Origin of the sequence: Stenotrophomonas lactitubi (assembly GCF_002803515.1) — a bacterium.
GTDB lineage: Bacteria > Pseudomonadota > Gammaproteobacteria > Xanthomonadales > Xanthomonadaceae > Stenotrophomonas > Stenotrophomonas lactitubi.
This window is the reverse complement of sequence record NZ_PHQX01000001.1, coordinates 1,296,936-1,321,232: the sequence shown is the minus strand read 5'-3', so window position 1 is coordinate 1,321,232 and position 24,297 is coordinate 1,296,936. Positions and strand designations below refer to the sequence as shown.

Genomic DNA, 24,297 nt, shown 5'->3' with positions numbered 1-24,297 from the left:
AGCCGCTGGCACGCCCGTGAGGGCGTGCCATGCGATCCCCTGTTACTTGATGGACCACACCTTCACAGCGGCCTCCGCCATCTTAAACTGCCGGTCTTCCACGTCTTTTGGAGTCCACTGCGAGTAGTTTGAGATCATCTTGGTGAAAGCAAAGCTCGACTTTTCGAGCTCTTTACGCTTCTTGTCGAACCCCTCGTTTCCTATGGTGCTATTAATCTTCTGCGAGACAATTGCAAGATTCCCGAGCCGTTTTACGTATGCACGCGCATCCTCCTGACTCCAGCCAGACCACTTATCTGCAGGAGTCTGAGGAAGAACGTGTTCAAGGTTCACTTTCGTAACATCAGGATTTGGGACCAGCTCTGAATTAGATGCACCCTCAAGCATCCGAAGGTAGTAGCGCGCCAGCGACTGCTTGGAGATCGTTGCGACGGCGAATGCTGACATGAACGAGGAATCATTCGGCAAAACAGAGAATTCCTTGAGAATCTCATCAATGTTTTTCAGCCGCCCTTCCGTCACACCCTTGGCCGCATCCGCATAGATCCTCTCCAACGTACCGCCACCTGCACCTCCGACTATCTGGAAGCGCACGGCGACAGCCACCAAGGTTTTGAAAGCTCTAGCTGCGGCGGACACTGAGAACTTGTCAACGATCGCGAGCAAGAGCGGACGAACTTGGACCATACCAAGCAGGTTGAACGTAGCGACTGCATCTCTGATTCCTGAGTCGTACTTAAGCCAAAGCTCGTGCTCGGTATTGATCAAGGCAGCATACGTGCGCGCGGTCATGCTCAAATCGGATGCAAACTGGAGAGCGGCCTTCTTGGTCGTCACCTTTCGCTTGATTAGCCCGAACAGCTCTTTCTCTCTGACAAGGCCATACCGCGACATCGCGAAGTGTCGAAGATATGTAACCACCAAGGGGTCGTCAGAGACGCTCTCCAAGATCGTCACCATCGTCAACCATCGATTCTTGGACTCTTCAATCTTATCGGCCGACCTATGAAACAGGTAGTTCTTCAGAAGGTCAGAAATCGCGAGCTCCAGACCACGGTCATTGAGAGTCTCAAAAATAACAAACGCGTTGCTGTCATCCGGAGCAATTACCAGAATCACCTTGAGATTTGACTCCAAGTAGTCCAGCCACTCATGTAGCTCATCGTCCGGCTCATGCGAGAGCGCGTAAAGGTTATCGATGAAGTCTCGCATGACAGCGGACGCGGACAGCAACCTCTTGTGAGACTGGCGGGGATACCTAGCCTCATCGATCAGTCCTTGCCCTTCAATCAACTCTTGATAGAGCTCGTTGTCCACTTCGTTTAGCGTGAGCTTCGGCTCGCGCTCTTTCGTTTTGCGATCAACGCTCGCCAGGAAGTCATTCCTAATGGAAGTCCCCGCCTCCAGATCTCCTTCGGAGACAAACTTGTTTCGAATCGTCGCGATTAGCAGACTGACTGTGGTCAGTCTCTGCTGACCGTCAACGACGTCGAAGCGACGATCAACTGGCCCTGTGATGACCACCGAGCCCAGGAAGTACTCCTTCTCGCTGTTCTTGATCGCATCCCCGATGTCCGACAGCAAGGCGCCCACATGCTCAGCTTCCCAAGCATAGGATCGCTGGTAGGCCGGAACGTGAAATCGACGTGTCTTTAAAACGTTGCTGATCCCATCCAGCTGGATGCTAATTTCCTGCACTTGAGACATACCCCCCCCTTTTCAGGTTGCGATCCATGCACGCACAGCGCGGCCAGTGCGAGAGTGGCCTTTCGCCGCTTGCTGAACGAATAGTGCAGGAAGGATGACTGTTCAGCAAATTTCGAGTAGAATCCGGACCGTTAGGCGGGTTCTTGGTCAACATTTGGTCAACCAAGGGCCTGAAAGCCTTGCAATACTTGAAGAAACCGGGGGTGCATTGGTTTCGACGGGGGTTGTGAAGTCGCCTGGCGCATGCCGAGGGGGTAGCTTTCCTCGTAAATCCAGCTGCAAAACTCTAGTTGCCAACGACGACAACTACGCTCCGGTCGCCCTCGCAGCCTAAAAACTGCGGTGCGTGACCTTCTGCCGACTTAGGCGGAGCCTCGAAACTGCTTGTGTCCATGCTCGCAGCGTAGAGTCATTATCATGGAATCGCGCTGGGCGGCTGCCTGTCAGTCCGGCACAAGAACACAACAGGCTGGTCCTTGGATGCGCTTTGCACGCCGTGCTGTCCCGGGATGAGATTCAACGGTGAGCTAAGCATGTAGTGCTGGGGATGGAGTGCCTTCGGACGGCGGTTCAATTCCGCCCACCTCCACCATTTGTACCGCCCTTCGGGGCACGAAAAGCCAGATCTCCCGTCGATTGGGATCTGGCTTTTTTGTTGTCCGTTTTTGAGCACAACGGCAGGGATTGTTGCAGTTCACCATGCTCTTGGCCGGCAGCCCCGCCCTACCCCACACTAGGGCCATATCTCCCGTCGTCCACGACATCAAGAAGGATCTGCCATGAACACGCCGCTACTCGCCCTGCTGCTGGGTGTGACCGTATCGACCGCCGCTGTTGCCGCACCTCCTGCTTCCAGCACCGCTGCACTGGAAGCCCTGCTGGCCTGCAAGGCCGGCTCCGACTTCACTGAAGCGCAGGTGGACCAGGCATTCCATGCCGCCGGCCTGAGCCGCGACCCCGGTAGCGTGTTCGAGCCGAAGGACAAGCCCGTGGCGCTGTTCGGTGGAACCGTGGCCAGCGCGGATGTGAGCATTTCCAATCCCTACAAGAGCCTGCATGTGTATCTGAAGGGTGTCGATCACCAGCGTTTGGCCCGATCCTGGGGAGTGACGACGGTCAACGAGGAGGCCGAGACCGAAGCGCCCTCCTACCTCAAGAAGGTTGATGCCAGGCACACCCTGCATGTCGGCGCCGCTGACGACTACGAAGGCTATTCGGCCTCGGTGACCTGCCAGATCCATTCGTGACCGGATCGGCTATCGACTTAAGCGCCTGCCGGCGCTACAGCCAGCGCCGGACCTGCTGCCGGAACGCTTTGTACTGGGCGCCGAAACGCTCGCCAAGAACGCGCTCTTCCGGATGGATCTGAAAGCGCGTGATGTACAGGACAAACAACGGCACCACTGCGAGTGCCAGGAGGTTCTGCAGATACAGCATGCCTCCGAGCAGGAACGCGGCTTGCCCCAGATACATGGGGTTGCGCGTATAGCGATAGACCCCTCTGGTGATCAGAGCCGTGGATGACGCCGGCCGCATCGGATTGACCGTGGTACCCGCACGCTGGAATGCCAACTTGGGCAACAGGTTCATCACTAGACCCGCGGCCATCACCGCCACCGCAGCCCACCATGGCGTGGGCAGTTCCGTTGCGGGCAGCCAGCGGCTGATGCCGAGACCGAGCAGACCGCACAGCAGCATTACAAGAGGTGGAGGAATACGGGTTTCCAGCAATCGCATCGGCCGTCCCGGCATCGGATGTCCGAACCAGTGTCACACGCGGATGCTGGAGTCGCACATCGGCCAGCAATGACCGAGCTGCGCCCTGCTTCCGCGTTGACACGCCTGCCGCTAGAGTGGCGCCAGCGCAGGGAGTCCACATGGCAAGAACAGGCATCGGCTTCATCGGCCACACCACCTTCGTCCTCATTGCCCTGCTGACCCTCAGCGGGTGCGCGACGCTGCGCCAGTTCGGCCCATCGGTGCAGGTGGGCACGGTCACGCCGGGCCAGTACATCGCACTCAAGCGCGGTGACATCCTCACCAGTGGCAAGCTCAGCGCGGCCACGATGGAGACCCTGCGCGTGGCAGGCCTGGACGAAGGCGCCTGCGCCAAGCCGGGCCCGCAGTGCATCGAAGCAATGGAGGCCAGCATCGTCGTCCGCGAGGAGGACAAGCGCTCGTCGCTGGCCGAGCTGTGGGTGCAGTACGCGATGACGATGCCGGCGCCGAAGCGCGAGTCAGCGTCGGTGGCGCGCAGCAAGGCCGCGGCTGCCCAGCCCGACCCGACCTTGCAACCGCGCCTGGATGCGTGGATGCAGATCGCACGGCAGTCCTATGCGTATCTGTTCTTCACCGAACGCACCGCCAACCAGCGTGGCTTCGAAGACCGCCAGACCCAGGTTCGCGACTACTACAACCTGGCCGTGCAGGAATCCGCCGTGCTGCTGTTCGAGGCCTATTCGAGCAAGCAGGTGCGCAACGACAACGGGCGATTCCAGTTGGGTCGGTGGACCTTCGTGCTGGCGCCTGCCGACGATGGCGCGGCCGCGGACACGCGCGAACCGATCGAACTGGTACCGGCGGCATCGATGTCCTTCACCGGCACCCTGCGCAGCGTGCATCGCCGCGATGGCTTCGGTGCCGAACTGGTGGCAGTGATGGCCGACCCGGCCAGCACCGGGCTGGCAGCGGCCGCTGCAGGCACCGCACCCGCGGCCGAGCGCGACTGGAGCGAGATGCCGTCGCCGTCGATGACCGTACTGCTGCGCTTCTCGGGCAAAAACCTGTGGGAGGTGCTGCACGACGACGAACCGGAACTGGAGATCCACGACCCCTACCAGGTGGCGGTGGTGGAACTGCACGGCGAGCAGGTACCGCTGGCGGCGAACTTCACCGCGGGCTATGCGCTGTGGCTGGCCCGCTCCAACTTCAGCCGGCAATCGCTGCGTTCGTTGTTCGGTGGCAAGGGTGGCATCGAAAAGCCGCATCTGTTCATGATGCAGCCGTACGATCCGAACCGCCGCGTGTTGCTGATGATCCATGGCCTGGCCAGCAGCCCGGAAGCGTGGGTCAACGTGGCCAACGAGCTGATGCGCGACGATGAGATCCGCGGTGATTTCCAGATCTGGCAGTTCTATTACCCGACCAACATGCCGATCGCACTCAGCCACGATGAGATCCGGCGGATCCTGCACGCCACGCTGCAGCACTACGACCCGAGCGGCCAGGCGCTCGCATCGCACGACATGGTGGTGGTCGCGCACAGCATGGGCGGGGTGATTTCGCGGTTGATGGTGTCCTCCTCTGGTGATCATCTGGTCGACACCCTGTTGGCGACCGCGCAGATGACCCCGGCGCAGCGCGAACTGCTGCGCACGAAGGGCGCGCCGGTGCTGACATTCCAGCCGGAACCGGAAGTTTCACGGGTGGTGTTCATCGCTACCCCGCATCGCGGCACCGATGTCGCCGGCACGCGGCTGGGACGCTGGCTGGGCCGCTTCGTGCGCCTGCCGCTGACCGTGCTGGAGGATGTCGCAACGTTGGCAAACGACGGCAAGGTCGAGCGCAACGATGACAAGCACGGCTACCAGATGAACAGCATCCAGAACCTGGACAAGGACGATGCCTTCGTCAAGGCCGTGGCCGATCTGCCGATATCGCCGAAGGTGCGTTACCACTCGATCATCGCCCGTACCCAGGCTGAAGGTCCGCTGGAAAAGACCGACGATGGACTGGTCCCGTACTGGAGCTCGCACCTGCCCAATGCCGTCTCGGAAAAGGTGATCGTGTCCGGTCACAGCGTGCAGGAAGCTACACCGGCCATCGTCGAGCTTCGCCGTATCCTGCATGAGGACATGGAGGCGCATCCGCTGCCGGCGAAGTAGTGCACGAAGTCCAGCAACCGTGGCCCGCGCTTGCCCATCTTCGGGTGCGGGAAGTGGAGTTCGTCCCCATGGCGGCAACGCCGCATTGAATGAACGGACTGGGGTCTGTAGCGTTGCAGCTGCCCATTCGGGCTACAACGGAGAACACGCATGAAGAGGATGTTCAGGCTGTCTGTTGCTATCGGTGCCGTGGCGCTGGTGTTCGGATTGAACGCTGTCGCGGCCGAGCCGACCCCCTGCGATGAGTGCTACCGCGGTTACCAGATCTGCCTGTCGCAAGGCAAAAGCGAGATCTGGTGTTACGGCGCACTATCCCGGTGCCTGAAAAATTCCAGCGGATGTAACACACCCTACTGACTGCGCACTCCGGTCGATCCAGTATCCCGGTGAAACGACGGATCGGCACCGCCAGTCCCACGCTGATGGGACTGGCATCTGCCAACTGGCGGCCCTATTGAGGGAAAACCCTCATCGTTCCTGCGCATCGCTCTGGCTAAGCTGGCCACTCTCTTCCGCAGGAGGTCCACATGAACACGTCAGAGCCCAGCCGCCAGCCCAGCCCCGATCCGGCCGAGCGCGATGCGTTTTTCCCGTCGCCGTACTCGCTGTCCCAGTTCACTTCGGCAACCACCGATCTGTCCGGCGCGGACTATCCCGATGCCCGCCGTGACGGACGCTGGAAGGTGCTGATGATCGCCGCCGACGAACGTTATCTGCCGACCGCCAACGGCCATCTGTTCTCGACCGGCAACCATCCGGTGGAGACGCTGCTGCCGATGTATCACCTGCACAAGGCCGGTTTCGAGATCGACGTGGCAACGCTGTCGGGCAATCCGGTGAAGTTTGAATGGTGGGCGTTCCCGCGCGAGGACCGCGAGATCGGTGGCCTGTACGAACGCTACGAGCCCCGCCTCCGCCAGCCCCTGCGTCTGGACGACGTAGCGGCCGCGCTCGACGCCGGTTCGGACTATGCCGCAGTGTTCATTCCCGGTGGTCACGGTGCGTTGATCGGCCTGCCGGAAAGTCGCGCAGTGAAGGCCACCCTGCAGTGGGCGATGGACAATCAGCGCCACATCATCACCCTCTGCCACGGCCCTGCCGCGCTGCTGGCGGCCGGCGTGGATGAAGCCGATGGCGGCTCATTGTTCCGCGGCCATCGGATCTGCGCGTTCCCCGATGCGATGGACCGGCAGACACCGGATATCGGCTACATGCCTGGTCAACTGCCGTGGTTCTTCGGTGAACGCCTGGCCCAGCAGGGCGTGCAGATCGTCAACGAAGGCATCGATGGCAGCGTGATGCAGGACCGCCTGCTGTTGACCGGCGACAGCCCGCTGGCGGGCAATGCGCTGGGCAAGCTGGCCGCACGCACCCTGCTGGATGCGTTGGCAACGCGCTGACCGGCATGGACACCACCGTGCAGTCATTGCTGGTGCTGGAACGCGCACCTTCGTTGGCGGCGATCGGCGCGTTGCTGCGCAGCACCGGCGCGCCACTGGGCTATGACCGCACGTTGATGTTCGCCACCGGCACCGATCTGGAACGCGGCGCGCAGCGCCTGTACTGGATCGATGGCGACTGGTTCGGTGAGGGTGCCAGCACTGACGTGGCGCACTACCTGCATGCGTGCCCGGTCAATCGCCATGTGCTGGACAGCGATGCGCCCTTCTTCTGGAGCAAGCAGCAAGGCGTGCGCGGCGAGCGCTACCGGGTCGTGCGGCAACCGCGGGGCGAAGGACTGCACGGCCTGCAGGTGCCGGTGTTCGGTGCAACCGGCCTGGAAGGGGCGGTCAGCTGGGGCGGGCGCACGATCGACGCATCTCCATCGGCACGGTTGCTGCTGGAGCTGATCGGCACCGCCGCCTTCCGTGCGGCGCATCGGCTCTCTGTCGCCCCGGCGGTTGTGCCTGCCGGCACACTCAGCGCGCGCGAGCGTGAGGTCCTGCGCTGGGTTGCGGCCGGTCGTCGCCAGGCCGATATTGCTGCCACCCTGGGGCTGTCCACACGCACGGTGGAAAACCACCTGCGCAGGGCACGCCAGCGGCTGGGCGTGGCGACCACGGCGCAGGCAGTGCGCGCGGCCAGCCGGCGCGGTGAGATCGGCGACTGAACGAGGCGCGACACTTCCGGCTGCTGCGGTCGCATGCTAAACAGGCCAGGCGCATGTGCGCGATTGCAGAAGCAAGGATGATGCTGATGAAACTGCAACTGGCCTCGATGGCCGCATTGATGTTGGCGATTGGCAGCATGGCATCGGCCGGAAGTGCCGTCGCCGGTGTGCCATCGCCACCCGGCAGCACCACCGAATGCGTACCGGTGGAAGTGGAGCGCTACCGCATCCACCAGCACTGCACGGTGACCTTCGTCGATGAAACGGGCAGCGTCTTCGTTTCTGAATACTGGATCGACGAGTACGGCAATCCCTACCTGATCTGAGCAACGAACCCTAACGGCAACGTTGCTGCAGCCGACGGTCACGCCGGGGCGGGCGCACGGAAATCGCCCGCTCCGGCATACCTCCACCCTCTCTTTCCGTGGCATCCTCCGTGAAATCGTTTTCACGGAATGGAGGGATTCCACGATGCTGTCACGTTTCCGCAGATCCGCGCTCTGCGCACTGCTGGTCCTTGCTCTGCCCGCCGTCACCTGGGCAGCCTCGCCCGCCCCGTTGAAGGTGATGTCCTTCAACGTACGCACCCCCGCCGACACCGACCCTGGCAAGCGCTGGCAAGACCGCCGCGATGCCATGGTCAAGGTGATCCAGCAGGCGCACCCGGCGGTGATAGGCACCCAGGAACTGGTGCTGGAGCAGGCCAACTACCTGGCCGAGCACCTGCCCGACTATCGCTGGTTCGGCGAAGGCCGGCGCGGTGGAAGTGGCGACGAACACATGGGCGTGTTCTACGACAGCAAGGTGCTGGCGGTGGAAGAATCCGGCAACTTCTGGCTGTCCGATACACCCGGGGTCGCAGGCAGCATCAGCTGGGGCAACCTGTTCCCGCGCATGGTCACCTGGGCAGTGTTCCGCCGCCTGGATGATGGCCGTCGCTTTTACTTCATGAACACCCACCTGCCCTACCGCGACGAGGACGAACCGCGACGGATCAAGGGTGCAGAACTGATCGCCACGCGCGTGGCCGCGCTGCCTTCCGATCTGCCGGTGGTGCTGACCGGTGATTTCAACAGCGAGCCCGGCGGCGGCACCTACCAAGCCTTCACTCGCGTGCTTCAGGACACCCGGCCCCAGGTCAAAACACCGCAGGGTCCGCGCCTGACCTTCCACGACTTCACCGGCACGGCGACTTCGCAGCTGGACTGGGTGCTGGTACGCGGCTTCCACGCACGCAGCTTCCTGACTGACGACCGCCGCATCGACGGCGTGCTGCCCTCCGACCACTTCCCGCTGGTCGTTGAATTGGACTGGCCGAAGCACTGAGCACTGCAGCGACCCTCGCTACGGCGGGGGTCGCTTGCCCAGCAGGCGGTACAGCGCCTGGTGCTGGTCGCGCGCCTGGCAGATGCGTGCGCCGACGGCGAGGAACACCGCAATGCCGACAAGGCCAATACCCAGCATTGAATCGGGCAGGCGCAGGAAGCCGATCACCGCAGCCATTGCCGCCAGTACCAGCAGCATCACCACGGCCACCGACAGGCCGGCCCCCGGCAGGCCGGGATCGCCCAGCAGCGTCCGTTGGGTCGATTGCTTCTGTTCGCTCATGTCCCGTCCTCCCTTGGTTTCCCCACTAGTTACACGGTGGGCCGCAGTTCCGGCAGAGTCAGAAACGTCATGACCGCGACAACGCGCGCGGCGGCGCACGCGCTACCCTGCCGGCACCCTCAGTGAGCAGAGACGGCACATGACCCATCGCAGCCGACTGGCCGGATTCATCATCGATTGCCAGGACACGCCTGCCGCAGACAGCGCCCGCTTCTGGGCCGCAGCGCTGGGCCTGCAGGCTGAGCCCGCCCGTGGCGAAGGCGACGCAGAGTACGCCGACCTGACAGGTGCGCCGGCAGGCTTGAACGTAGAGGTGCAGCGGGTCGATCACCCGTCGCGGGTGCATCTGGATATCGAAAGCGACGACATCGACGCCGAAGCCGAACGGCTGGAAAAACTCGGTGCGCGCCGGGTCGGTTTCGTCAAACGCTGGTGGGTGATGGAAGCGCCCACCGGCCATCGTTTCTGCATCGTGCGCATGCGCGACCACGATGCCCCGGCCAACCTCTGGCCATAGCGAAAAAAGGGGACGGAAGCAGATGCTCCCGTCCCCTGCCGATCAGCGCGCCTGGGCGACGCTCGGCGCCTGTGGTGACTGGCCCCAGCCACCGAGTGCCTTGTACACGCCCACCACGCTGACGTTGACCTCCGATTCGGCGGCCGCCAGTGCATCGTCGGCCACCAGTTGCGTGCGCTGCGCGTCAAGCAGGGTCAGGAAGTCTTCCGAGCCCTCGCGGTAGCGGATCTGCGCCAGCGATTCGGCACGTCGCGCCGCCTGCGCCTGCTCGACCACGATGGCCAGCCGCGCCTGCTGCTTGGAATAGCGGGTCAACGCGTTTTCGGTGTCTTCCAGCGCCAGCAGCACCGCCTGTTCGTACTGCGCGGCTACGCCCTCGGCCTCGGCCTTGCTGGCACGCAGGCGTGCCTTGACCGTACCGAAGTCGAATGCCGCCCAGCTCAGCGACGGAGTCAGCGACCAGGCCTTGTTGTTGCCGTTGACCAGACCACTGGCATCGCCACCGAGGAAGCCGACGAAACCAGACAGCGACAGCCGCGGGAACAGATCGGCGGTGGCAACGCCGACACGTGCGGTGGCGGCAGCCAGGCGACGCTCGGCGACCCGCACGTCGGCACGCTGACGCAGCAGTTCGCGGGTATCGCCCAGCGGCAATGCCTTGGCAAACGCCGGTACTTCGTGCGGCGCAAGCATGGCCGTCAGCACTTCCGGGCGCTGCCCAAGCAGGACGGCAAGCCGGTTGCGCGACTGCGTCTCGGCCACTTCCAGCAGCGGGATGTCGGCCTCGATGGCCTTCAACCGTGCGCGGCTGCTCTGCACGTCCAGCTCGCTGCCGGCACCCAGTTCCCAACGCGCCTCGGTCAGCCGCTGCGTATCGCGCAGGTTGACCAGGGTGCGCTGGGCCACCGCGATGCGCTTCTGGGTGCCACGCAACTCGAAGTAGTTGCGTGCCACTTCGGCAGCGATCAGCACCTGTGCGTCGGCGAGGTTGGCCTGCTCGGCGTCCAGGTCGGCACGCGCCGCCTCTGCAGCACGGCGCTTGCGGCCGAACAGATCCAGCTCCCAGCCCGCATCGAAGCCGAGCTGGTAGCTTTCACTGAACACCCGCTGCCCACCCAGCTGCGGATCGGGTTGCTTGCGGCGATCGTAGCTGCCGCCAGCGGTAACGTGTGGCGCCTGGTCGAAGCGGCTCTCGACGAACACTGCACGGGCCTGGCTGACACGGGCGACAGCCACGCGCAGGTCCAGGTTGTCCGACAGCGCGCCATGCACCAGTTCTTCAAGCACCGGATCATCGAACTGCGCCCACCAGCTGGCCACCGGTGAGGTGGTGCTGAAGACCGGCTGCTGCGCGCCCTGCAGGACGACGGGCTCCTGCACCGGTGCTTTGTAATTGGGGCCGACGCTGACACAGCCCGCCAGCACCAGGCTGGAGACGGCCATCGCCAGGGTGCGGATCACCATGGCAGCACCTCGCCCAGGTAGGTGAAGCTGCCGCTGGCGCCGGATTCGCCGATCAGCGACATCTGCACGCTGGAGCGTGCGCCCTCGGCGATTTCGATCTCGCCGTTGCCACCGTTCATATCGGTTTTCACGTAGCCGGGGTGCACGGTGTTGACCTTGATCGGCGTGCTGCGAAGCTCATGGGCCAGGGCCAGGGTCCAGCTGTTCACTGCGGCCTTGGACGCGTTGTACGCCGGGATCTTGAAGTCGTAGATGCCCGAGGTCGGATCGGCATGCAGCGTCTGCGAGCCGAGCATGCTGGAGACGTTGACGATGCGGCCGGACTTGGCCTGCTTGATCAGCGGCAGGAAGGCCTGGGTCACCGCCACCAGCGCGTACACGTTGGTGTCGAAGGTGCGACGCCAGGTATCCAGCGACTGCTCCGACGGCAGCTGTGCGGGGTTCTCGATCATGATGCCGGCGTTGTTGACCAGGATGTCCAGACGGCCATGGCGCTGGCGCACCTGCTCGACCGCCTCGGCGATGCTGGCGCCATCATTGACGTCCAGCTGCAGCGCCTCCACCGGCAAGCCCTCGGCCTGCAGCTTCAGTGCCAGTTCGACGGCGGTCTCGCGCTTGCGCCCGGCCAGCAGCGTGTGCACGCCGGCCTGCGCCAGCTGGCGCACGGTTTCCAGGCCGATGCCGCGGGTTGCGCCGGTGACCAGCGCGATCTTGTTCTGATGGGTGTTCATGGATTCATTGCCTTGGTAGGGGGAAGCGGGCGCCGGTGGTTGCCGGCGCCGCTGTTTTCCATGTCAGTGGTGGATGGTCGGCTCGCCGTGCTGCACCAGCTGGCCACCACCGTTGCGGGTGACGAACTTGCGCAGTGCCACGTAGAACACCGGGGTCAGGAACAGGCCGAACAGGGTGACGCCCAGCATGCCGGCGAACACGGTGATACCGGTCACCGAGCGCACTTCGGCGCCAGCACCATGCGACAGCACCAGCGGCACGGTGCCGGCGATGAAGGCGATGGAGGTCATCACGATCGGGCGCAGACGCAGGCGGCAGGCTTCCAGTGCCGCTTCGACGATGCCCTTGCCGCCCATCTCCAGCTCTCTGGCGAACTCGACGATCAGGATCGCGTTCTTGCACGCCAGGCCCATCAGCACCACCAGGCCGACCTGCACGAACACGTTGTTGTCGCCGCCGGTCATCCACACGCCGAACAGCGCGGACAGCAGGGTCATCGGCACGATCAGGATCACCGCCAACGGCAGCGACCAGCTTTCGTACAGCGCGGCCAGCACCAGGAACGCCAGCATGATCGCCACCGGGAACACGATGAAGGCAGCCTTGCCCTGGGTCGCCTGCTGGTAGCTCAGGTCGGTCCATTCGGTGGCCATGCCGACCGGCAGCACCTTGGCGGCGATGGCGGTGAGGTTGTTCATCGCTTCGGCCGAGGACAGCACACGCGGGTCGGCTTCACCGGCCAGGTCAGCGGCCGGGTAGCCGTTGAAGCGCAGCACCGGGTCCGGACCGTAGGTTTCCTTGACGGTGACCATCGAGCCGATCGGCACCATCTCGCCACGATCGTTGCGGGTCCGCAGCTTGCCGATGTCCTCGACGCTGTCACGGAACTGGCCATCTGCCTGTGCGATCACCTGCCAGGTACGCCCGAACTGGTTGAAGTCGTTGACGTAGGCCGAACCCAGATAGGTCTGCAGCGTGTCGAACAACTCGGTCAGCTGTACGCCCTGCGCCTTGGCCTTGACACGATCCACCTCGGCATCCAGCTGCGGCACGTTGGCCTGGTAGCTGGTGATCGGGAAGGCCATGCCCGGGGTCTGCGCAACCGCACCCTGCATCGACTGCACCGCGTTCTGCAACGCGCCATAGCCGAGGTTGCCACGGTCCTGGATGAACATCTGGTAGCCGTTGCCGTTACCGAGGCCAAGGATCGGCGGCGGCATCATGGCGAAGGCAAACCCTTCCTGCAGGCCGGCGATCTTCTGGTTGATCTCCGCATTGATCTGCGCGGCGGTGCGGCCATGGCGCTCGCTGAACGGCTTGAGCGGAATGAACGCGACACCGGTGTTGGGGGTGTTGGTGAACTGCAGGGCATTCAGGCCCGGGAACGAGATGGTGTGCGCCACACCGTCGGTTTCCTGGGCGATCTTGGCGACCTTGCGCAGCATTTCATCGGTACGCGCGATCGACGAGCCCTCCGGCAGCTTCACACCCGCGATCAGGTACAGCTTGTCCTGGGTCGGAATGAAACCCGGCGGCACCAGCTTGAAGATGAAGCCGGTACCCACCAGCAGCACCGCGTACACCACGAACACCGCGCCACGACGACCGAGGATCTTCGACACGCCACGCTCGTACTTTTCCGAGCTGGACTTGAAGAAGCGGTTGAACGGACGGAACACCCAGCCGAACAGACGGTCGATGATGCGGGTCGGGGCATCCTTCGGCGCGCCATGCGGCTTCAGCAGGCGGGCAGCCAGGGCCGGCGACAGGGTCAGCGAGTTGATCGCCGAGATCACCGTGGAAATGGCGATGGTGACCGCGAACTGCTTGTAGAACTGACCGGTGACGCCCGACAGGAACGCCATCGGCACGAACACCGCACACAGCACCAGCGCGATGGCGATGATCGGCCCGGACACTTCGCGCATCGCCTGATGCGCAGCGGCCAGCGGGGTCAGGCCTTCTTCGATGTTGCGTTCAACGTTTTCCACCACCACGATCGCGTCATCGACCACGATGCCGATCGCCAGCACCAGGCCGAACAGGCTCAGCGTGTTGATCGAGAAGCCCAGCAGGTACAGCGCGCCGAACGTACCGACGATCGACACCGGCACCGCGATGAGCGGGATGATCGAGGCACGCCAGGTCTGCAGGAACAGGATCACCACCAGCACCACCAGCGCGATGGCTTCCAGCAGGGTGGAGACCACGGCCTTGATCGAGTCACGCACGAAGATGGTGGTGTCATACACCGCCTCGTACTTCACGTCGGCAGGCATGGTCTTCTGCATCTCGTCCATGCTGGCCATCACCGCATCGCGGATCTCCAGCGCGTTGGCGCCGGGGGCCTGGAAGATGCCGATACCCACCGCGTTCTTGCCGTCCAGCTGCGAGCGCAGCGTGTAGTCGCCGGCACCCAGTTCGACCCGGGCCACGTCCGACAGCCGCACCACTTCACCGTCGGCGCCGCTCTTGAGCACGATGTCGCCGAACTCCTGCTCGCTGCGCAGGCGGCCCTGGGCGTTGATCAGGGTCAGGAACTGGCTGTTGGGCATCGGCTCGGCGCCGAGCTGGCCGGCCGAGACCTGCACGTTCTGCTCGCGCATGGCGCGCACCACGTCGCTGGCGGTCAGGCCGCGCGAGGCAACCTTGTCCGGGTCCAGCCAGGCGCGCATGGCGTAGTCACCACCACCGAAGATCTGCGCGTCGCCCACGCCCTGGATACGTGCCAGCGCGTCCTTGACGTGCAGGCGGGCATAGTTGCGCAGGTACAGGGTGTCGTACTTGCCGTTGGGGGAGGTCAGGTGCACCACCATCAGGAAGGTGGGCGACTGCTTCTGGGTGGTCACGCCTTGCCGGCGTACGTCCTCGGGCAGTCGCGCCTGGGCCTGGGCGACACGGTTCTGCACCTTCACCGCCGCTTCGTCCGGGTCGGTGCCCGGGCGGAAGGTGATGGTCATCTGCAGCACGCCGTCAGAGCCGGCCACCGACTTGAGGTAGATCATGCCCTCAACGCCGTTGATGGCCTCCTCCAGCGGGGTGGCCACGGTTTCGGCGATCACCTTGGGGTTGGCGCCGGGATACACGGTACGCACCACGACCGACGGCGGCACCACTTCGGGGTACTCGCCGATGGGCAGCATCGGAATCGAGATCAGGCCGGCGGCGAAGATCACGATCGACAGCACCGCCGCGAAGATCGGCCTGTCGATGAAGAAACGGGAAAAGTCCATGGAAGAATTCCTGGAAAAGGCCGTCGGCGGGCAACAGCCGCCCTGCCCCTCACCAATCTGGTGAAGGCAGTGACGTCTGCCGCTGGCACCGGCAGCTAAGCGGGGACGCGGATCAGGAGCCGGCGGATCAGTGGTTCAGTGCGGCAGTTGCATCGCGACCCGGCGCCGGCGCAGCGGTGGGCTGCATCGCCACCGCCTTCGCCTGCACCGGCATACCGGGCATGAAGACCTTCTGCACGCCATCGATGATCACCTTGTCACCGGCGGCCAGACCCTTCTCGACAATGCGCAGGCCTTCGGCGGTGCGGCCAAGCTGGATGTCGCGGCGCTGGGCCTTGCCATCCTTGTCGACCACGTAGACGTACTTGCGGTCCTGGTCGGTCAGCACGGCCTTGTCGTCGATCAGCATCGCCTGGAACTGGCCGCTGCCGAGCAGCTGCACGCGGGCGAACAGGCCCGGGGTGAACTGGCGATCGGCGTTGTCCAGCAGCGCGCGGACGCGGATGGTGCCGGTGCTGCGGGTCACCTGGTTGTCGAGGAAGTCGACCTTGCCCGTGTGCGGGTAGCCATCTTCACCGGACAGGCCGACCTTCACCGGCAGCTCGCTGTCGCGCTCGCTCGGGCGCTCGCCCTTGCGTGCCATCTGCGCGTACCGCAGGAAGGTGCTTTCGTCGGCATCGAAATAGACGAACACCGTATCCAGCGAGACCAGCGTGGTCAGCACGCTGGCACTGTCGCCGGCGGTGACCAGGTTGCCGGCGGTGACCATCGCGCGACCGGCACGGCCGTCGATCGGCGCACGCACCTTGGTGAACTCAAGGTTGAGGCGGGCTGCATCCAGCGCGGCCTGCGCAGCCTGCACTGCCGCACCGGACTGGTCGGCGGCTGCGCGACGCTGTTCAGCCGTCTCGGTGGAGATCGCCTGCTGCTCGGCCAGGCGCTTGGCACGCTCGGACTCACTGCGGGCAAGCACCGCCTGGGTGCGCGCACGGGCCAGTTCGGCGTTGGCGCGATCGTACTCGGCCTGGTAGCTGCGGGCATCGATGGTGAACAGGACGGCGCCCTTCTTCACTTCTTCGCCTTCAACGTAGTTGACCTTGTCGATGTAGCCGGACACGCGCGGGCGCAGCTCGACGCTCTGCACGGCCTCGACACGACCGCTGAATTCGTCCCACTGGCTGACCTGCTTGAGCAGTACGGGGGCAGCTGAGACCTGCGGCGGGGGCGATGCGCCAGCTTCTTCGGCATGGCCACCGCTGCAGGCAGCCAGAACGGCGGCAGCGAGGATCGACACGCCAGCCATCGCCAGGCGATGACGGAAACGATGTGGAGTGGTGTTGGGGGAAGTCATGGCATGCATCCGTACGGAGGGGTGGTACAGCTATTTGAGAATTGCTATCAACTTTTGGCGGCGTATCCTGCGACCTCAACCAAGGCTGAGGTCAAGCAACGCCTGCGGTGTCGCGCCACAGCGGCGGTATTTCCAGGTGCAGCAGCCCGCGCGGCAGTTCGGCATCACTGCTGTCGCAACGGACGATCGCGCGGTTGTCGCGGCAACCATCGAGCAGGGACACCACGCGGCGACCGACCAGCAGCGAACTGGGCCATTCGATGCAGGCGTTGGCGGCGTTGGCCGGGGTGCATACCGGGCTGCACACTTCCAGCATCTGCGCGCGAACGCCCACGGCCTGCGCTTCCTGGTGCACCACCTGCGCATACATGCGCAGCGCGGCCGTGGTGATCGAGGTCTCGCCATAACCGGCCCAGGGCTTCAGCCCGGCCGGGCTGCCGATCATCACGTAGCGACGGGCGTGCACGTTGTCCTGCAGCAGCGGCAACAGATGCCGCACCGCGTGCACATGCGGCATCAGGTCAGCCTGCAATGCCGCCGCCAGTGCGTCACCGCCGCGCTCGACCACACGACCGCGGTTGTACGGCCCCCCCATTGCCGCGATCACTGCCGCAAGCGGACGCGGACGCTGCGCCACGCGTTCGGCCACCACACGCGCAGAGCTGTCATCGCTGAGCGAACCCAGCATCGTCTGCAGGCCCGGCTCATCGGCGAACTGCTCGTGCAATGCCGCCAGGCGGCGCGGATCGCGACCGACCACCAGCACGGGGCTGCCGGCCTCCAGCAGGGCGCCGACCACACCCTGGCCGACGGCACCGGTGCCGCCGAGAACCAGGACTTCGGGGGTCAGAATCCCATTCACGGGACATTTCCTCCCAAATCCGGGATAGTCCCGATTCGACGCAGTCGGTCACCCTTCTGCGAAGCAAGGCGCAAGGCACCGCCACGCTGCTGACGCATGGGTGCGGTAAACTCACGAAAGTCCTTGTGTACCAAGGAACTAGGGCGGGATTCGACGGTCATCGCCAGGTCCAGGGCGTTCTGGCCGGCGATCCGGAAGCGGGCAAGAATGTTGCGCAGGCTCATGGCGGACGGGCTCCAATTAGCGAATGGCGCCACGATAGACCTCAAACCCCTACTTGATTAGTCCTGATTAAGGGGAATAATCATCCCGTCCCCGGTCCAATCGTTCTGTCACGATTGCCCCATCCCCGACGTCCAGGATTCCTGACCATGTCCCACGATCTCAACGAGACGCTGATCTTCGTCAAAGTGGTCGAGCAAGGCAGCTTCATCGCGGCTGCCAAATCGCTCGGCCTGCCCAAGACCACGGTCAGCCGCAAGGTGCAGGAACTGGAAACGCGCCTCGGTGCGCGCCTGCTGCACCGGACCACGCGCCGCCTCGGCCTCACCGAGGCCGGCTCGATCTATCACGAGCATTGCCAGCGCATCGCGCGCGAGCTTGAAGAAGCCGAAAGCGCGGTCAGCCAGCTGCAGTCCGGCCCACGCGGCTGGTTGCGCTTCACCGTGCCCTATTCGATCGGCATCACCTGGATCGCGCCGCTGCTGGGCCAGTTCCATGCGCAGTACCCGGAGATCCGCCTGGACATGCACATGGGCAACGAGAAGCTGGACCTGATCGCCGGCGAGGCCGATCTCGCCCTGCGCGTGGGTGCCCTGCCCGATTCCAACCTGGTGGCGCGCAAGCTTGGCAGCCTGCGCACGCAGGTGTTCGCCAGCCCGGCCTACATCGAGCGCTACGGCGAGCCGCTGCATCCGGAAGAGCTGCAGTTCCACCGCATCCTGGCCATGCGCAAGCCGTACCACACGGGCAATTCGCCACGCTTTACCTGGCAGCTGGGCGAGAACGGTGGCGAACTGCGCGACTTCCCGGTAACGCCGCTGATGACGGCCAACGACATGTCTGCGTTGAATGGCGCACTGGTGTGTGGCGAAGGCCTGCTGCTGACCGGCGACGTGATGGCCAAGCCGTTCGTCGAGTCGGGCATGGTGCGCCGCGTGCTGGCCGGCTGGACCGGGCCGGAAGTGGATTTCAATGCGGTGTTCGCCGGTGGCCGCCTGGTCTCGCCGAAGGTGCGCGCGTTCGTCGATTTCCTGGTGGAGAAGCTCAACTTCGACGCCAACTACATGCTGGCGCAGTGCCCCGGTGCGAAGCTGGCGCGGCAGCAGCAGGAACAGGAAGAGGCAGCGCTGGCGAGCAGCGGCAAGCGGATTCTGGAGAAGGTGGCTGCGTCGGCGGCGTAATCCCCAACAATACCGCCCGCAATCTCCTGGTAGTCGCCGACCTTGGTCGGCATGGGTCTACCTGCCCATCCTGGTAGGTGCCGACCTCGGTCGGCACGGCTCTCCACATGCGCTATCGGCGTGCCGGGCAAGACCGGCACCCACAAAAATGCCGCCTTCAAGGGCGGCATTTTCGTTCCGGCCGATGGCCTGACCGGCTCAAGCAACAACGCTAGGCATTATTGTTTGAGGGGAATCACTCGAATCTCGACACGGCGGTTCTTGGCACGGCCGGCATCGGTGCTGTTGTCGGCAATCGGATAGGACTTGCCGGCGCCCAGGGTCTCGATGCGCACGCTCTGCACGCCCTGACCGATCAGGTACTGCGCCACCGAATCAGCACGCTCCTTGGACAGGCGGTTGTTGACCGCGTCGCTGCCGATGCTGTCGGTGTGGCCGACCACTTCGATCATGGTCTGGTTGTAGTCGCGCAGGGTGCCGGCAACGCCATTGAGCGAGCCGTAGAACTGCGGCTTCAGTGCCGACTTGCCGAAGTCGAAGGTGATGCCGTCCGGCAGGTTCAGCGTGATGTTGTCGCCCTGACGCTGCACATCGATGCCGGTGTTGGCGGTGCGCTCGCGCAGCGCGCGCTCCTGGCGATCCTGGTACTGACCCACGGCGGCGCCGCTGAGTGCACCAATACCCGCGCCGATCAGCGCGTGCTGGCGACGCTCGGTGGCGCTGTCGCCGGTCAGCAGGCCCGCGGCCACGCCGATGGCGGTACCGATCAGGGCATTACGGCCGGTGCGGTTCTGCTGCTCGGTCGGGTTGCCGTACGGATCACTCTGCACGTAGGAGCCGCCGGTGGCGCAGGCCGACAGGACGGCCGCACTCATCAGGGCCAGTGCGACGTTGCGGGTGGTATTGCGGATCATGGTGTTCTCCTTGGTTTCCGGTCGGGCCGGCGGCTTGCGGGCGGCAACGAGGATAAACAGCCGGACGCGATGTCGGCATGATGATCGCACCGGCCGACAGGGACGTGTTCAGCTAGCTGTCTGGACCGCTCAGCCAGCGCTTTACCCCGCCGCCGACTGGCGGTAAGCAGCCAGTGCCGCGTCCCGACCTGCCGCCAGGTCCACCAGCGGCGTGCGCGGATACCCGGGCGCGCGTTCGGCCAACAGCTGCGGGTGCTGCCAGGGAGCGAACCGCGCCTTTACCGGCAGCTCCGCCAGCTCCGGCACCCAGCGGCTGATGTAGCGCGCCTGTGGATCGAACTTCTCGGCCTGGGTGACTGGATTGAACACCCGGAAATAGGGAGCCGCATCGGCGCCGGTGCCGGCCACCCACTGCCACCCCATCGTGTTGTTGGCCAGGTCCGCATCCACCAGCGTGTCCCAGAACCAGTGCGCGCCGTGCAGCCAATGCGCACGCAGGTGCTTGCACAGGTAGCTGGCGACGATCATCCGCACCCGGTTGTGCATGTAGCCGGTCTGCCAGAGCTCGCGCAGGCCAGCATCAACGATGGGCACACCGGTGTTGCCGCGCTGCCAGTCGTGCAGCTGGGCGGCACTGGGGTTGGCCCAGGGGAAACGGTCGAAACGCGGGTTGAGATTGTCCGTGGGCGTCTTCGGGAAGTGGTGCAGCAGGTGGTAGGCGAAATCACGCCAGCCGAGCTGGCGCAGGTAGCCGTCGATGTCGGCATCGGTGCCAGCGCTGCGCAGGCCCTCCAGCGCGTGGGCAATGCGCCAAGGAGCGATCTCGCCGAAATGCAGGTGCGGCGACAGCCGCGAAGTACCGACCCGGTCCGGCAGATCGCGCTGCTCACGATAGCCGCGCAGCGCACCATCCTCGAACACGGACAGCGCCTCAAGCGCGCCGGCCTCACCCGGCTGCCAGTGTTCCCAGAAGCCGGAATCCCACTGCAATGGCGGCGCCAGCTGCAACGCGTCCAGCGCCAGGCCTTCAACCGTGTGTGCGGTCAACGTGCGCGGCGCCTCCTGCAGGGCCGGCAATCGCCAATGGCTGAGCACGTTGCGCCAGTACGGAGTGAATACCTTGTAGGGCTGCCCTTGCTGGGTGGCGATGTCCCAGGGCTCGAACAACAGGCTGCCGTTGCAGCTCTGCGCGTCGATGCCCTGCTCGCGCAGCGTGCGTTTGATGGCGGCATCGCGCGGTTGTGTCGCCGGTTCGTACTTGCGGTTCCAGTACACCGCCTCGGCGCCGGTCTGATCAATCAGCGCCTGCAGGGTCGGCAGGCTGTCGCCGGCACGCAGCACCAGCGAGGAGCCGCGTGCACGCAGGTCGGCATCCAGCGCCGCCAGCGAGCGGTGGCGCCATGCGTTCGACGCGGCGCCCGGCGCCCAGTCGCCCTCTTCGTGCGGGGCGTGGATATAGACCGGCACCACATCGTGGCCCGCGTCCAGCGCCGCCTGCAGCGCCGGATTGTCCTGCAACCGCAGGTCCCGACGGAACCATACCAACGCTACCGACACGTGCACTGCCTCTCTGTTGCTGGGCAGCCATGATAGCCAGTGGCGGTGAAGGCGATGCGTGCGACCGGCTCTGCTAGGCTGCGTGCTCTTCCGCCTCCGCCCTGCCCTCGTCATGGATGATCTTCGCGCCACGTTTGCCCGCTTCGGCCCTCTGCAACCGCAATCCGCCGACGCGTGGCAAGGGCCGTTCCCGCTGCCCAGCGATCTGGCCGCGTTCTATGTACGCGTCGGCCCGTTCGGTGAGGTGTTCAATCCTGCCAAAGGCCCCGGCGGCATCACCGTTCCGGGGCTAGAGGTGTGGCTGCCGCCGTTGCAGCGCCTGTGGGCGTATCAGGCGGGCTACCGCTGGAACGGCATCGATGGCGAACCGATCAGCGACTGGCCAGCACACTGGCTGGTGATCGCCGACCGTGGCGCCGATCCTCTCATCCTCGACATCAACGATGGCCGCGTGTTGTTCGCCCGTCATGGCACGGGCCACTGGAACGCCGACGAGTTCGTCGCCGACGTACCGACCTTGATGGCCGCACTGGCGGCAGCCGGCAGCGTTTACCTCGAGGCCGATGAGGATCTGTACAGCGATGACGATGATGGCGGGATCCGTCCCGAACATCGCGAAGCGGCACTGCGCGCTGTCGCTGCAGTGCTGGGCGGCACGGATGAAGCAGAACTGTTCCTGGACGCGATGCAGTAGATCCACGCCATGCGTGGATGGTGTACGGCAAGATTCAATCCACGCATGGCGTGGATCTACTTCATGCCTTCCCTGATCACCCACCCGTCTTTCTTTCCAGCGGCGCCTGCTTCAGCGCTGCTGGGCGGCACGGACGAAGCAGAACTGTTCCTGGACGCGATGCAGTAGAGCCACGCCGTGCGTGGATGGTGCACGGGAAGGTTCAATCCACGCATGGCGTGGATCTACTTCATGCCTTCCCTGATCACCCGCCCGTCTCTCTTTCCAGCGGTGCCTGCTTCGGCGCTGCTGGGCGGCACGGACGAGGCAGAACTGTTCCTGGACGCGATGCAGTAGATCCACGCCATGCGTGGATGGTGTGCGGGAAGGTTCAATCCACGCGTGGCGTGGATCTACTTCATGCCTTCCCTGATCACCCGCCCGTTTCTCTTTCCAGCGGCGCCTGCTTCAGCAGTGCTGAGCGGCACGGACAAGGCAGAACTGTTCCTGGACGCGATGCGGTAGATCCACGCCATGCGTGGATGGTGTACGGCAAGATTCAATCCACGCATGGCGTGGATCTACTTCATGCCTTCCCTGATCACCCGCCCGTCTCTCTTTCCAGCGGTGCCTGCTTCAGCGCTGCTGGGCGGCACGGACGAGGCAGAACTGTTCCTGGACGCGATGCAGTAGATCCACCCCGTGCGTGGATGGTGTGCGGGAAGATTCAATCCCCGCGTGGCGTGGATCTACTTCATGCCTTCCCTGATCACCCGCCCGTCTCTCTTTCCTGCGGCGCCTGCTTCAGCAGTGCGGTCAGGAACGGGTGCAGCACCGAGTCTGCTGCGGCCACCGCGCTGCCCATCAGCAGCAAGGCAACGGCAATGGCGGCTATCGGAACCATGCGCGGGCGCGTGCTCATCGGTCTGTCCTCACTCCCAGCAGCGATCGGTGCGACCCTTGGCGGTCTGGGCGCGCGCGCAGTCACGCGGAGCAATCCGCCCCTCCTGCAACTCCACCCGTTGCTTGCTGCCACTATCATCGCGCTTCAACTCGAAGGCGTCGTACAGGCGTCCGGTGACCGTGCGCGCTTCGTAGCGCAGATGCTGCGGGTCGATGCGCAACACCTGGAACAGCTGGGTGTCCTCGCCTACAGGTTCCATCGTCCTGCGTGCTTCGTCCGACAGCCGGTACTGCTTCGGCCCGGCTACGGTCACCACGTACTGCGGCGTTGCCGCCTGCCCTTCACCGCGACGGCCGTAAGTGTGGTCATGCCCCTGCAGCACCAGATCCACCTTGTGGCGTCGCACCACCGGCAGCAGCACCTTGCGCAGGGCTGCATTTTCGCGGCCCTCACGCGGCGAATAGAACGGCTGGTGCAGCAGCACGATGGTCCACGGCTGCCGGTTGCCGGCCAGCACCTTGTCCAGCCACTGCGCCTGCGCCTTGGCGGTGCCGAGATCCAGCGCCGAAGTGCCATCGACCACGGCCACGCGCACACCCTGCGCATCGAACCAGTAGCTGGTACCCGCCGCTGCATTGGCACCGTTGCCCGGCAGGGCGAAGGTCACCGGCCAATGACGGCCCAGCACGCGGCGCTCCTGCGGGGTATCCTCGAATTCCTCGAAATACTCGTGGTTGCCGATCGCCGGCGCCACCAGCGTCTCCTGCGCCAGCCAGCTGGTGGCGGCGAACCACTCGCCCCATTCGCTGTCGTCCATGTTGTCGCCACCACTGACCAGGTCACCGGCAAAAAGGCTGATCCGCGCATCCGGTGCAGCCTTCTGTGCAGCCCGCACCACGCGGCTGACATGGCTCACGTTCTTGTTCTGGGTATCGCCGAAATACAGCAGGGTCAGCGGCTGGTCGGCAGCGGCCAGCGTGCGCAGCTGGTTCCACGCGCTCCAGCTGCCATTGCCCTGTACGCGATAGACGTACAGGGTGTCCGGCTGCAGGCCATCGATGTCGGCACGATGATGATGCGACAGGCCGTTCTCGGTCTGCAGCACCTGGGTCTTCGCGCGCACCTGGCGGATGCCCTCGATGGCCGGCGAATCGTCGGCCAGTGCGATTTCCAGCAGCGGCGACTGCACGCTGCCATCGGTGCGCCAGGCCACCGCGAAACCGTGGCTGGGGTCGACCGACGGAGAGGCGACGATGCGGTCCGGCACCGATGCGGCTGCGTAGTAACGGCTGCCCGACGGCACCTGGGTGTTGGGCTCGGCTGCCGCCATCGCCACCGATGGCAATGCCAACAGCAGGCCGACCGCAAGCACACGCAT

The 24,297-nt window shown here is 64.6% G+C and carries 25 protein-coding genes, 1 other RNA gene and 1 pseudogene; 14 read left to right on the top strand and 13 right to left on the bottom strand.

The window, feature by feature from the left end; genetic code table 11:
• Nucleotides 1-42: 42 nt before the first annotated feature.
• On the bottom strand, nucleotides 43-1,707 hold the full coding sequence (locus CR156_RS06360; protein ID WP_100552212.1) for a DUF262 domain-containing protein: 1,665 nt from the start codon (nucleotides 1,705-1,707) through the stop codon (nucleotides 43-45).
• Between the two features lie 199 nt (nucleotides 1,708-1,906).
• On the opposite strand from CR156_RS06360, the gene ssrA reads away from it, so the two are divergent.
• Nucleotides 1,907-2,299, top strand: a transfer-messenger RNA (tmRNA) gene (gene ssrA, locus CR156_RS06355).
• A 187-nt stretch (nucleotides 2,300-2,486) separates the two neighbouring features.
• The gene (locus CR156_RS06350) at nucleotides 2,487-2,954 is read left to right on the top strand and encodes a hypothetical protein (protein WP_100552211.1); all 468 of its coding nucleotides are present in this window, start codon (nucleotides 2,487-2,489) and stop codon (nucleotides 2,952-2,954) included.
• A 34-nt stretch (nucleotides 2,955-2,988) separates the two neighbouring features.
• Here CR156_RS06350 and CR156_RS06345 read toward each other — a convergent pair whose 3' ends face one another.
• Entirely contained in the window at nucleotides 2,989-3,444 is a 456-nt protein-coding gene (locus CR156_RS06345; RefSeq protein ID WP_100552210.1) for a methyltransferase family protein, read from the bottom strand.
• 140 nt (nucleotides 3,445-3,584) lie between these two features.
• Between CR156_RS06345 and CR156_RS06340 the strand changes: the two genes are divergently transcribed.
• From CR156_RS06340 to CR156_RS06315, 6 genes are all read left to right on the top strand, one after another.
• Nucleotides 3,585-5,591, top strand: coding sequence for an esterase/lipase family protein (locus CR156_RS06340; protein WP_100552209.1), 2,007 nt, complete (start codon nucleotides 3,585-3,587; stop codon nucleotides 5,589-5,591).
• 150 nt (nucleotides 5,592-5,741) lie between these two features.
• On the top strand, nucleotides 5,742-5,948 hold the full coding sequence (locus CR156_RS06335; protein WP_100552208.1) for a hypothetical protein: 207 nt from the start codon (nucleotides 5,742-5,744) through the stop codon (nucleotides 5,946-5,948).
• Between the two features lie 170 nt (nucleotides 5,949-6,118).
• Nucleotides 6,119-6,991: a glyoxalase III HchA gene (gene hchA / locus CR156_RS06330; RefSeq protein ID WP_100552207.1), complete on the top strand. Its 873-nt coding sequence runs from the start codon at nucleotides 6,119-6,121 to the stop codon at nucleotides 6,989-6,991.
• 5 nt (nucleotides 6,992-6,996) lie between these two features.
• Nucleotides 6,997-7,701 (top strand): PA1136 family autoinducer-binding transcriptional regulator, encoded by a 705-nt coding sequence (locus tag CR156_RS06325; protein ID WP_100552206.1) that lies wholly within the window; start codon nucleotides 6,997-6,999, stop codon nucleotides 7,699-7,701.
• A gap of 86 nt (nucleotides 7,702-7,787) precedes the next feature.
• Nucleotides 7,788-8,027, top strand: coding sequence for a hypothetical protein (locus CR156_RS06320; protein WP_223880184.1), 240 nt, complete (start codon nucleotides 7,788-7,790; stop codon nucleotides 8,025-8,027).
• A 145-nt stretch (nucleotides 8,028-8,172) separates the two neighbouring features.
• A complete protein-coding gene (locus CR156_RS06315; protein WP_100552204.1) occupies nucleotides 8,173-9,027 on the top strand; it encodes an endonuclease/exonuclease/phosphatase family protein in 855 nt (284 codons plus the stop codon).
• A gap of 18 nt (nucleotides 9,028-9,045) precedes the next feature.
• Here CR156_RS06315 and CR156_RS06310 read toward each other — a convergent pair whose 3' ends face one another.
• Entirely contained in the window at nucleotides 9,046-9,309 is a 264-nt protein-coding gene (locus tag CR156_RS06310; protein WP_100552203.1) for a hypothetical protein, read from the bottom strand.
• 139 nt (nucleotides 9,310-9,448) lie between these two features.
• Here CR156_RS06310 and CR156_RS06305 point away from each other — a divergent pair, with 139 nt between their 5' ends.
• Nucleotides 9,449-9,826, top strand: a complete 378-nt coding sequence (locus CR156_RS06305; protein WP_100552202.1) for a VOC family protein — start codon at nucleotides 9,449-9,451, stop codon at nucleotides 9,824-9,826.
• Nucleotides 9,827-9,868: 42 nt separating this feature from the next.
• Here the strand turns inward: CR156_RS06305 and CR156_RS06300 are convergent, their stop codons facing one another.
• From CR156_RS06300 to CR156_RS06275, 6 genes are all read right to left on the bottom strand, one after another.
• On the bottom strand, nucleotides 9,869-11,290 hold the full coding sequence (locus CR156_RS06300; RefSeq protein ID WP_025878845.1) for an efflux transporter outer membrane subunit: 1,422 nt from the start codon (nucleotides 11,288-11,290) through the stop codon (nucleotides 9,869-9,871).
• On the bottom strand, nucleotides 11,284-12,021 hold the full coding sequence (locus tag CR156_RS06295; protein ID WP_089240412.1) for an SDR family oxidoreductase: 738 nt from the start codon (nucleotides 12,019-12,021) through the stop codon (nucleotides 11,284-11,286). The genes CR156_RS06300 and CR156_RS06295 overlap by 7 nt, the downstream gene beginning before the upstream one ends.
• Before the next feature lie 63 nt (nucleotides 12,022-12,084).
• Complete coding sequence (locus tag CR156_RS06290) at nucleotides 12,085-15,255, bottom strand: efflux RND transporter permease subunit (RefSeq protein ID WP_089240410.1); 3,171 nt, start codon at nucleotides 15,253-15,255, stop codon at nucleotides 12,085-12,087.
• A 127-nt stretch (nucleotides 15,256-15,382) separates the two neighbouring features.
• Entirely contained in the window at nucleotides 15,383-16,606 is a 1,224-nt protein-coding gene (locus CR156_RS06285; RefSeq protein ID WP_100552201.1) for an efflux RND transporter periplasmic adaptor subunit, read from the bottom strand.
• A gap of 91 nt (nucleotides 16,607-16,697) precedes the next feature.
• A complete protein-coding gene (locus CR156_RS06280; protein ID WP_100552200.1) occupies nucleotides 16,698-17,468 on the bottom strand; it encodes an SDR family NAD(P)-dependent oxidoreductase in 771 nt (256 codons plus the stop codon).
• On the bottom strand, nucleotides 17,465-17,692 hold the full coding sequence (locus CR156_RS06275) for a hypothetical protein (protein ID WP_100552199.1): 228 nt from the start codon (nucleotides 17,690-17,692) through the stop codon (nucleotides 17,465-17,467). Before CR156_RS06275 ends, CR156_RS06280 begins: the two co-directional genes overlap by 4 nt.
• 147 nt (nucleotides 17,693-17,839) lie before the next feature.
• On the opposite strand from CR156_RS06275, the gene CR156_RS06270 reads away from it, so the two are divergent.
• Nucleotides 17,840-18,871: a LysR family transcriptional regulator gene (locus tag CR156_RS06270; protein ID WP_025878839.1), complete on the top strand. Its 1,032-nt coding sequence runs from the start codon at nucleotides 17,840-17,842 to the stop codon at nucleotides 18,869-18,871.
• Between the two features lie 218 nt (nucleotides 18,872-19,089).
• Here the strand turns inward: CR156_RS06270 and CR156_RS06265 are convergent, their stop codons facing one another.
• Entirely contained in the window at nucleotides 19,090-19,785 is a 696-nt protein-coding gene (locus CR156_RS06265; RefSeq protein WP_100464910.1) for an OmpA family protein, read from the bottom strand.
• Nucleotides 19,786-19,926: 141 nt separating this feature from the next.
• On the bottom strand, nucleotides 19,927-21,342 hold the full coding sequence (locus tag CR156_RS06260; RefSeq protein WP_100554085.1) for a cryptochrome/photolyase family protein: 1,416 nt from the start codon (nucleotides 21,340-21,342) through the stop codon (nucleotides 19,927-19,929).
• Nucleotides 21,343-21,454: 112 nt separating this feature from the next.
• Here CR156_RS06260 and CR156_RS06255 point away from each other — a divergent pair, with 112 nt between their 5' ends.
• From CR156_RS06255 to CR156_RS23265, 4 genes are all read left to right on the top strand, one after another.
• Complete coding sequence (locus CR156_RS06255; RefSeq protein ID WP_100552198.1) at nucleotides 21,455-22,036, top strand: hypothetical protein; 582 nt, start codon at nucleotides 21,455-21,457, stop codon at nucleotides 22,034-22,036.
• 45 nt (nucleotides 22,037-22,081) lie between these two features.
• A complete protein-coding gene (locus CR156_RS23275; protein WP_279324072.1) occupies nucleotides 22,082-22,204 on the top strand; it encodes a hypothetical protein in 123 nt (40 codons plus the stop codon).
• Between the two features lie 45 nt (nucleotides 22,205-22,249).
• On the top strand, nucleotides 22,250-22,372 hold the full coding sequence (locus tag CR156_RS23270; protein ID WP_279324071.1) for a hypothetical protein: 123 nt from the start codon (nucleotides 22,250-22,252) through the stop codon (nucleotides 22,370-22,372).
• A gap of 213 nt (nucleotides 22,373-22,585) precedes the next feature.
• The gene (locus CR156_RS23265) at nucleotides 22,586-22,708 is read left to right on the top strand and encodes a hypothetical protein (protein WP_279324071.1); all 123 of its coding nucleotides are present in this window, start codon (nucleotides 22,586-22,588) and stop codon (nucleotides 22,706-22,708) included.
• Between the two features lie 94 nt (nucleotides 22,709-22,802).
• Here the strand turns inward: CR156_RS23265 and CR156_RS06250 are convergent.
• Together CR156_RS06250 and CR156_RS06245 are read right to left on the bottom strand one after the other, a co-directional pair.
• A pseudogene (locus CR156_RS06250) lies at nucleotides 22,803-22,937 on the bottom strand (inorganic diphosphatase); the annotation flags it as partial.
• Nucleotides 22,938-22,947: 10 nt separating this feature from the next.
• Complete coding sequence (locus tag CR156_RS06245) at nucleotides 22,948-24,297, bottom strand: purple acid phosphatase family protein (protein WP_100554084.1); 1,350 nt, start codon at nucleotides 24,295-24,297, stop codon at nucleotides 22,948-22,950.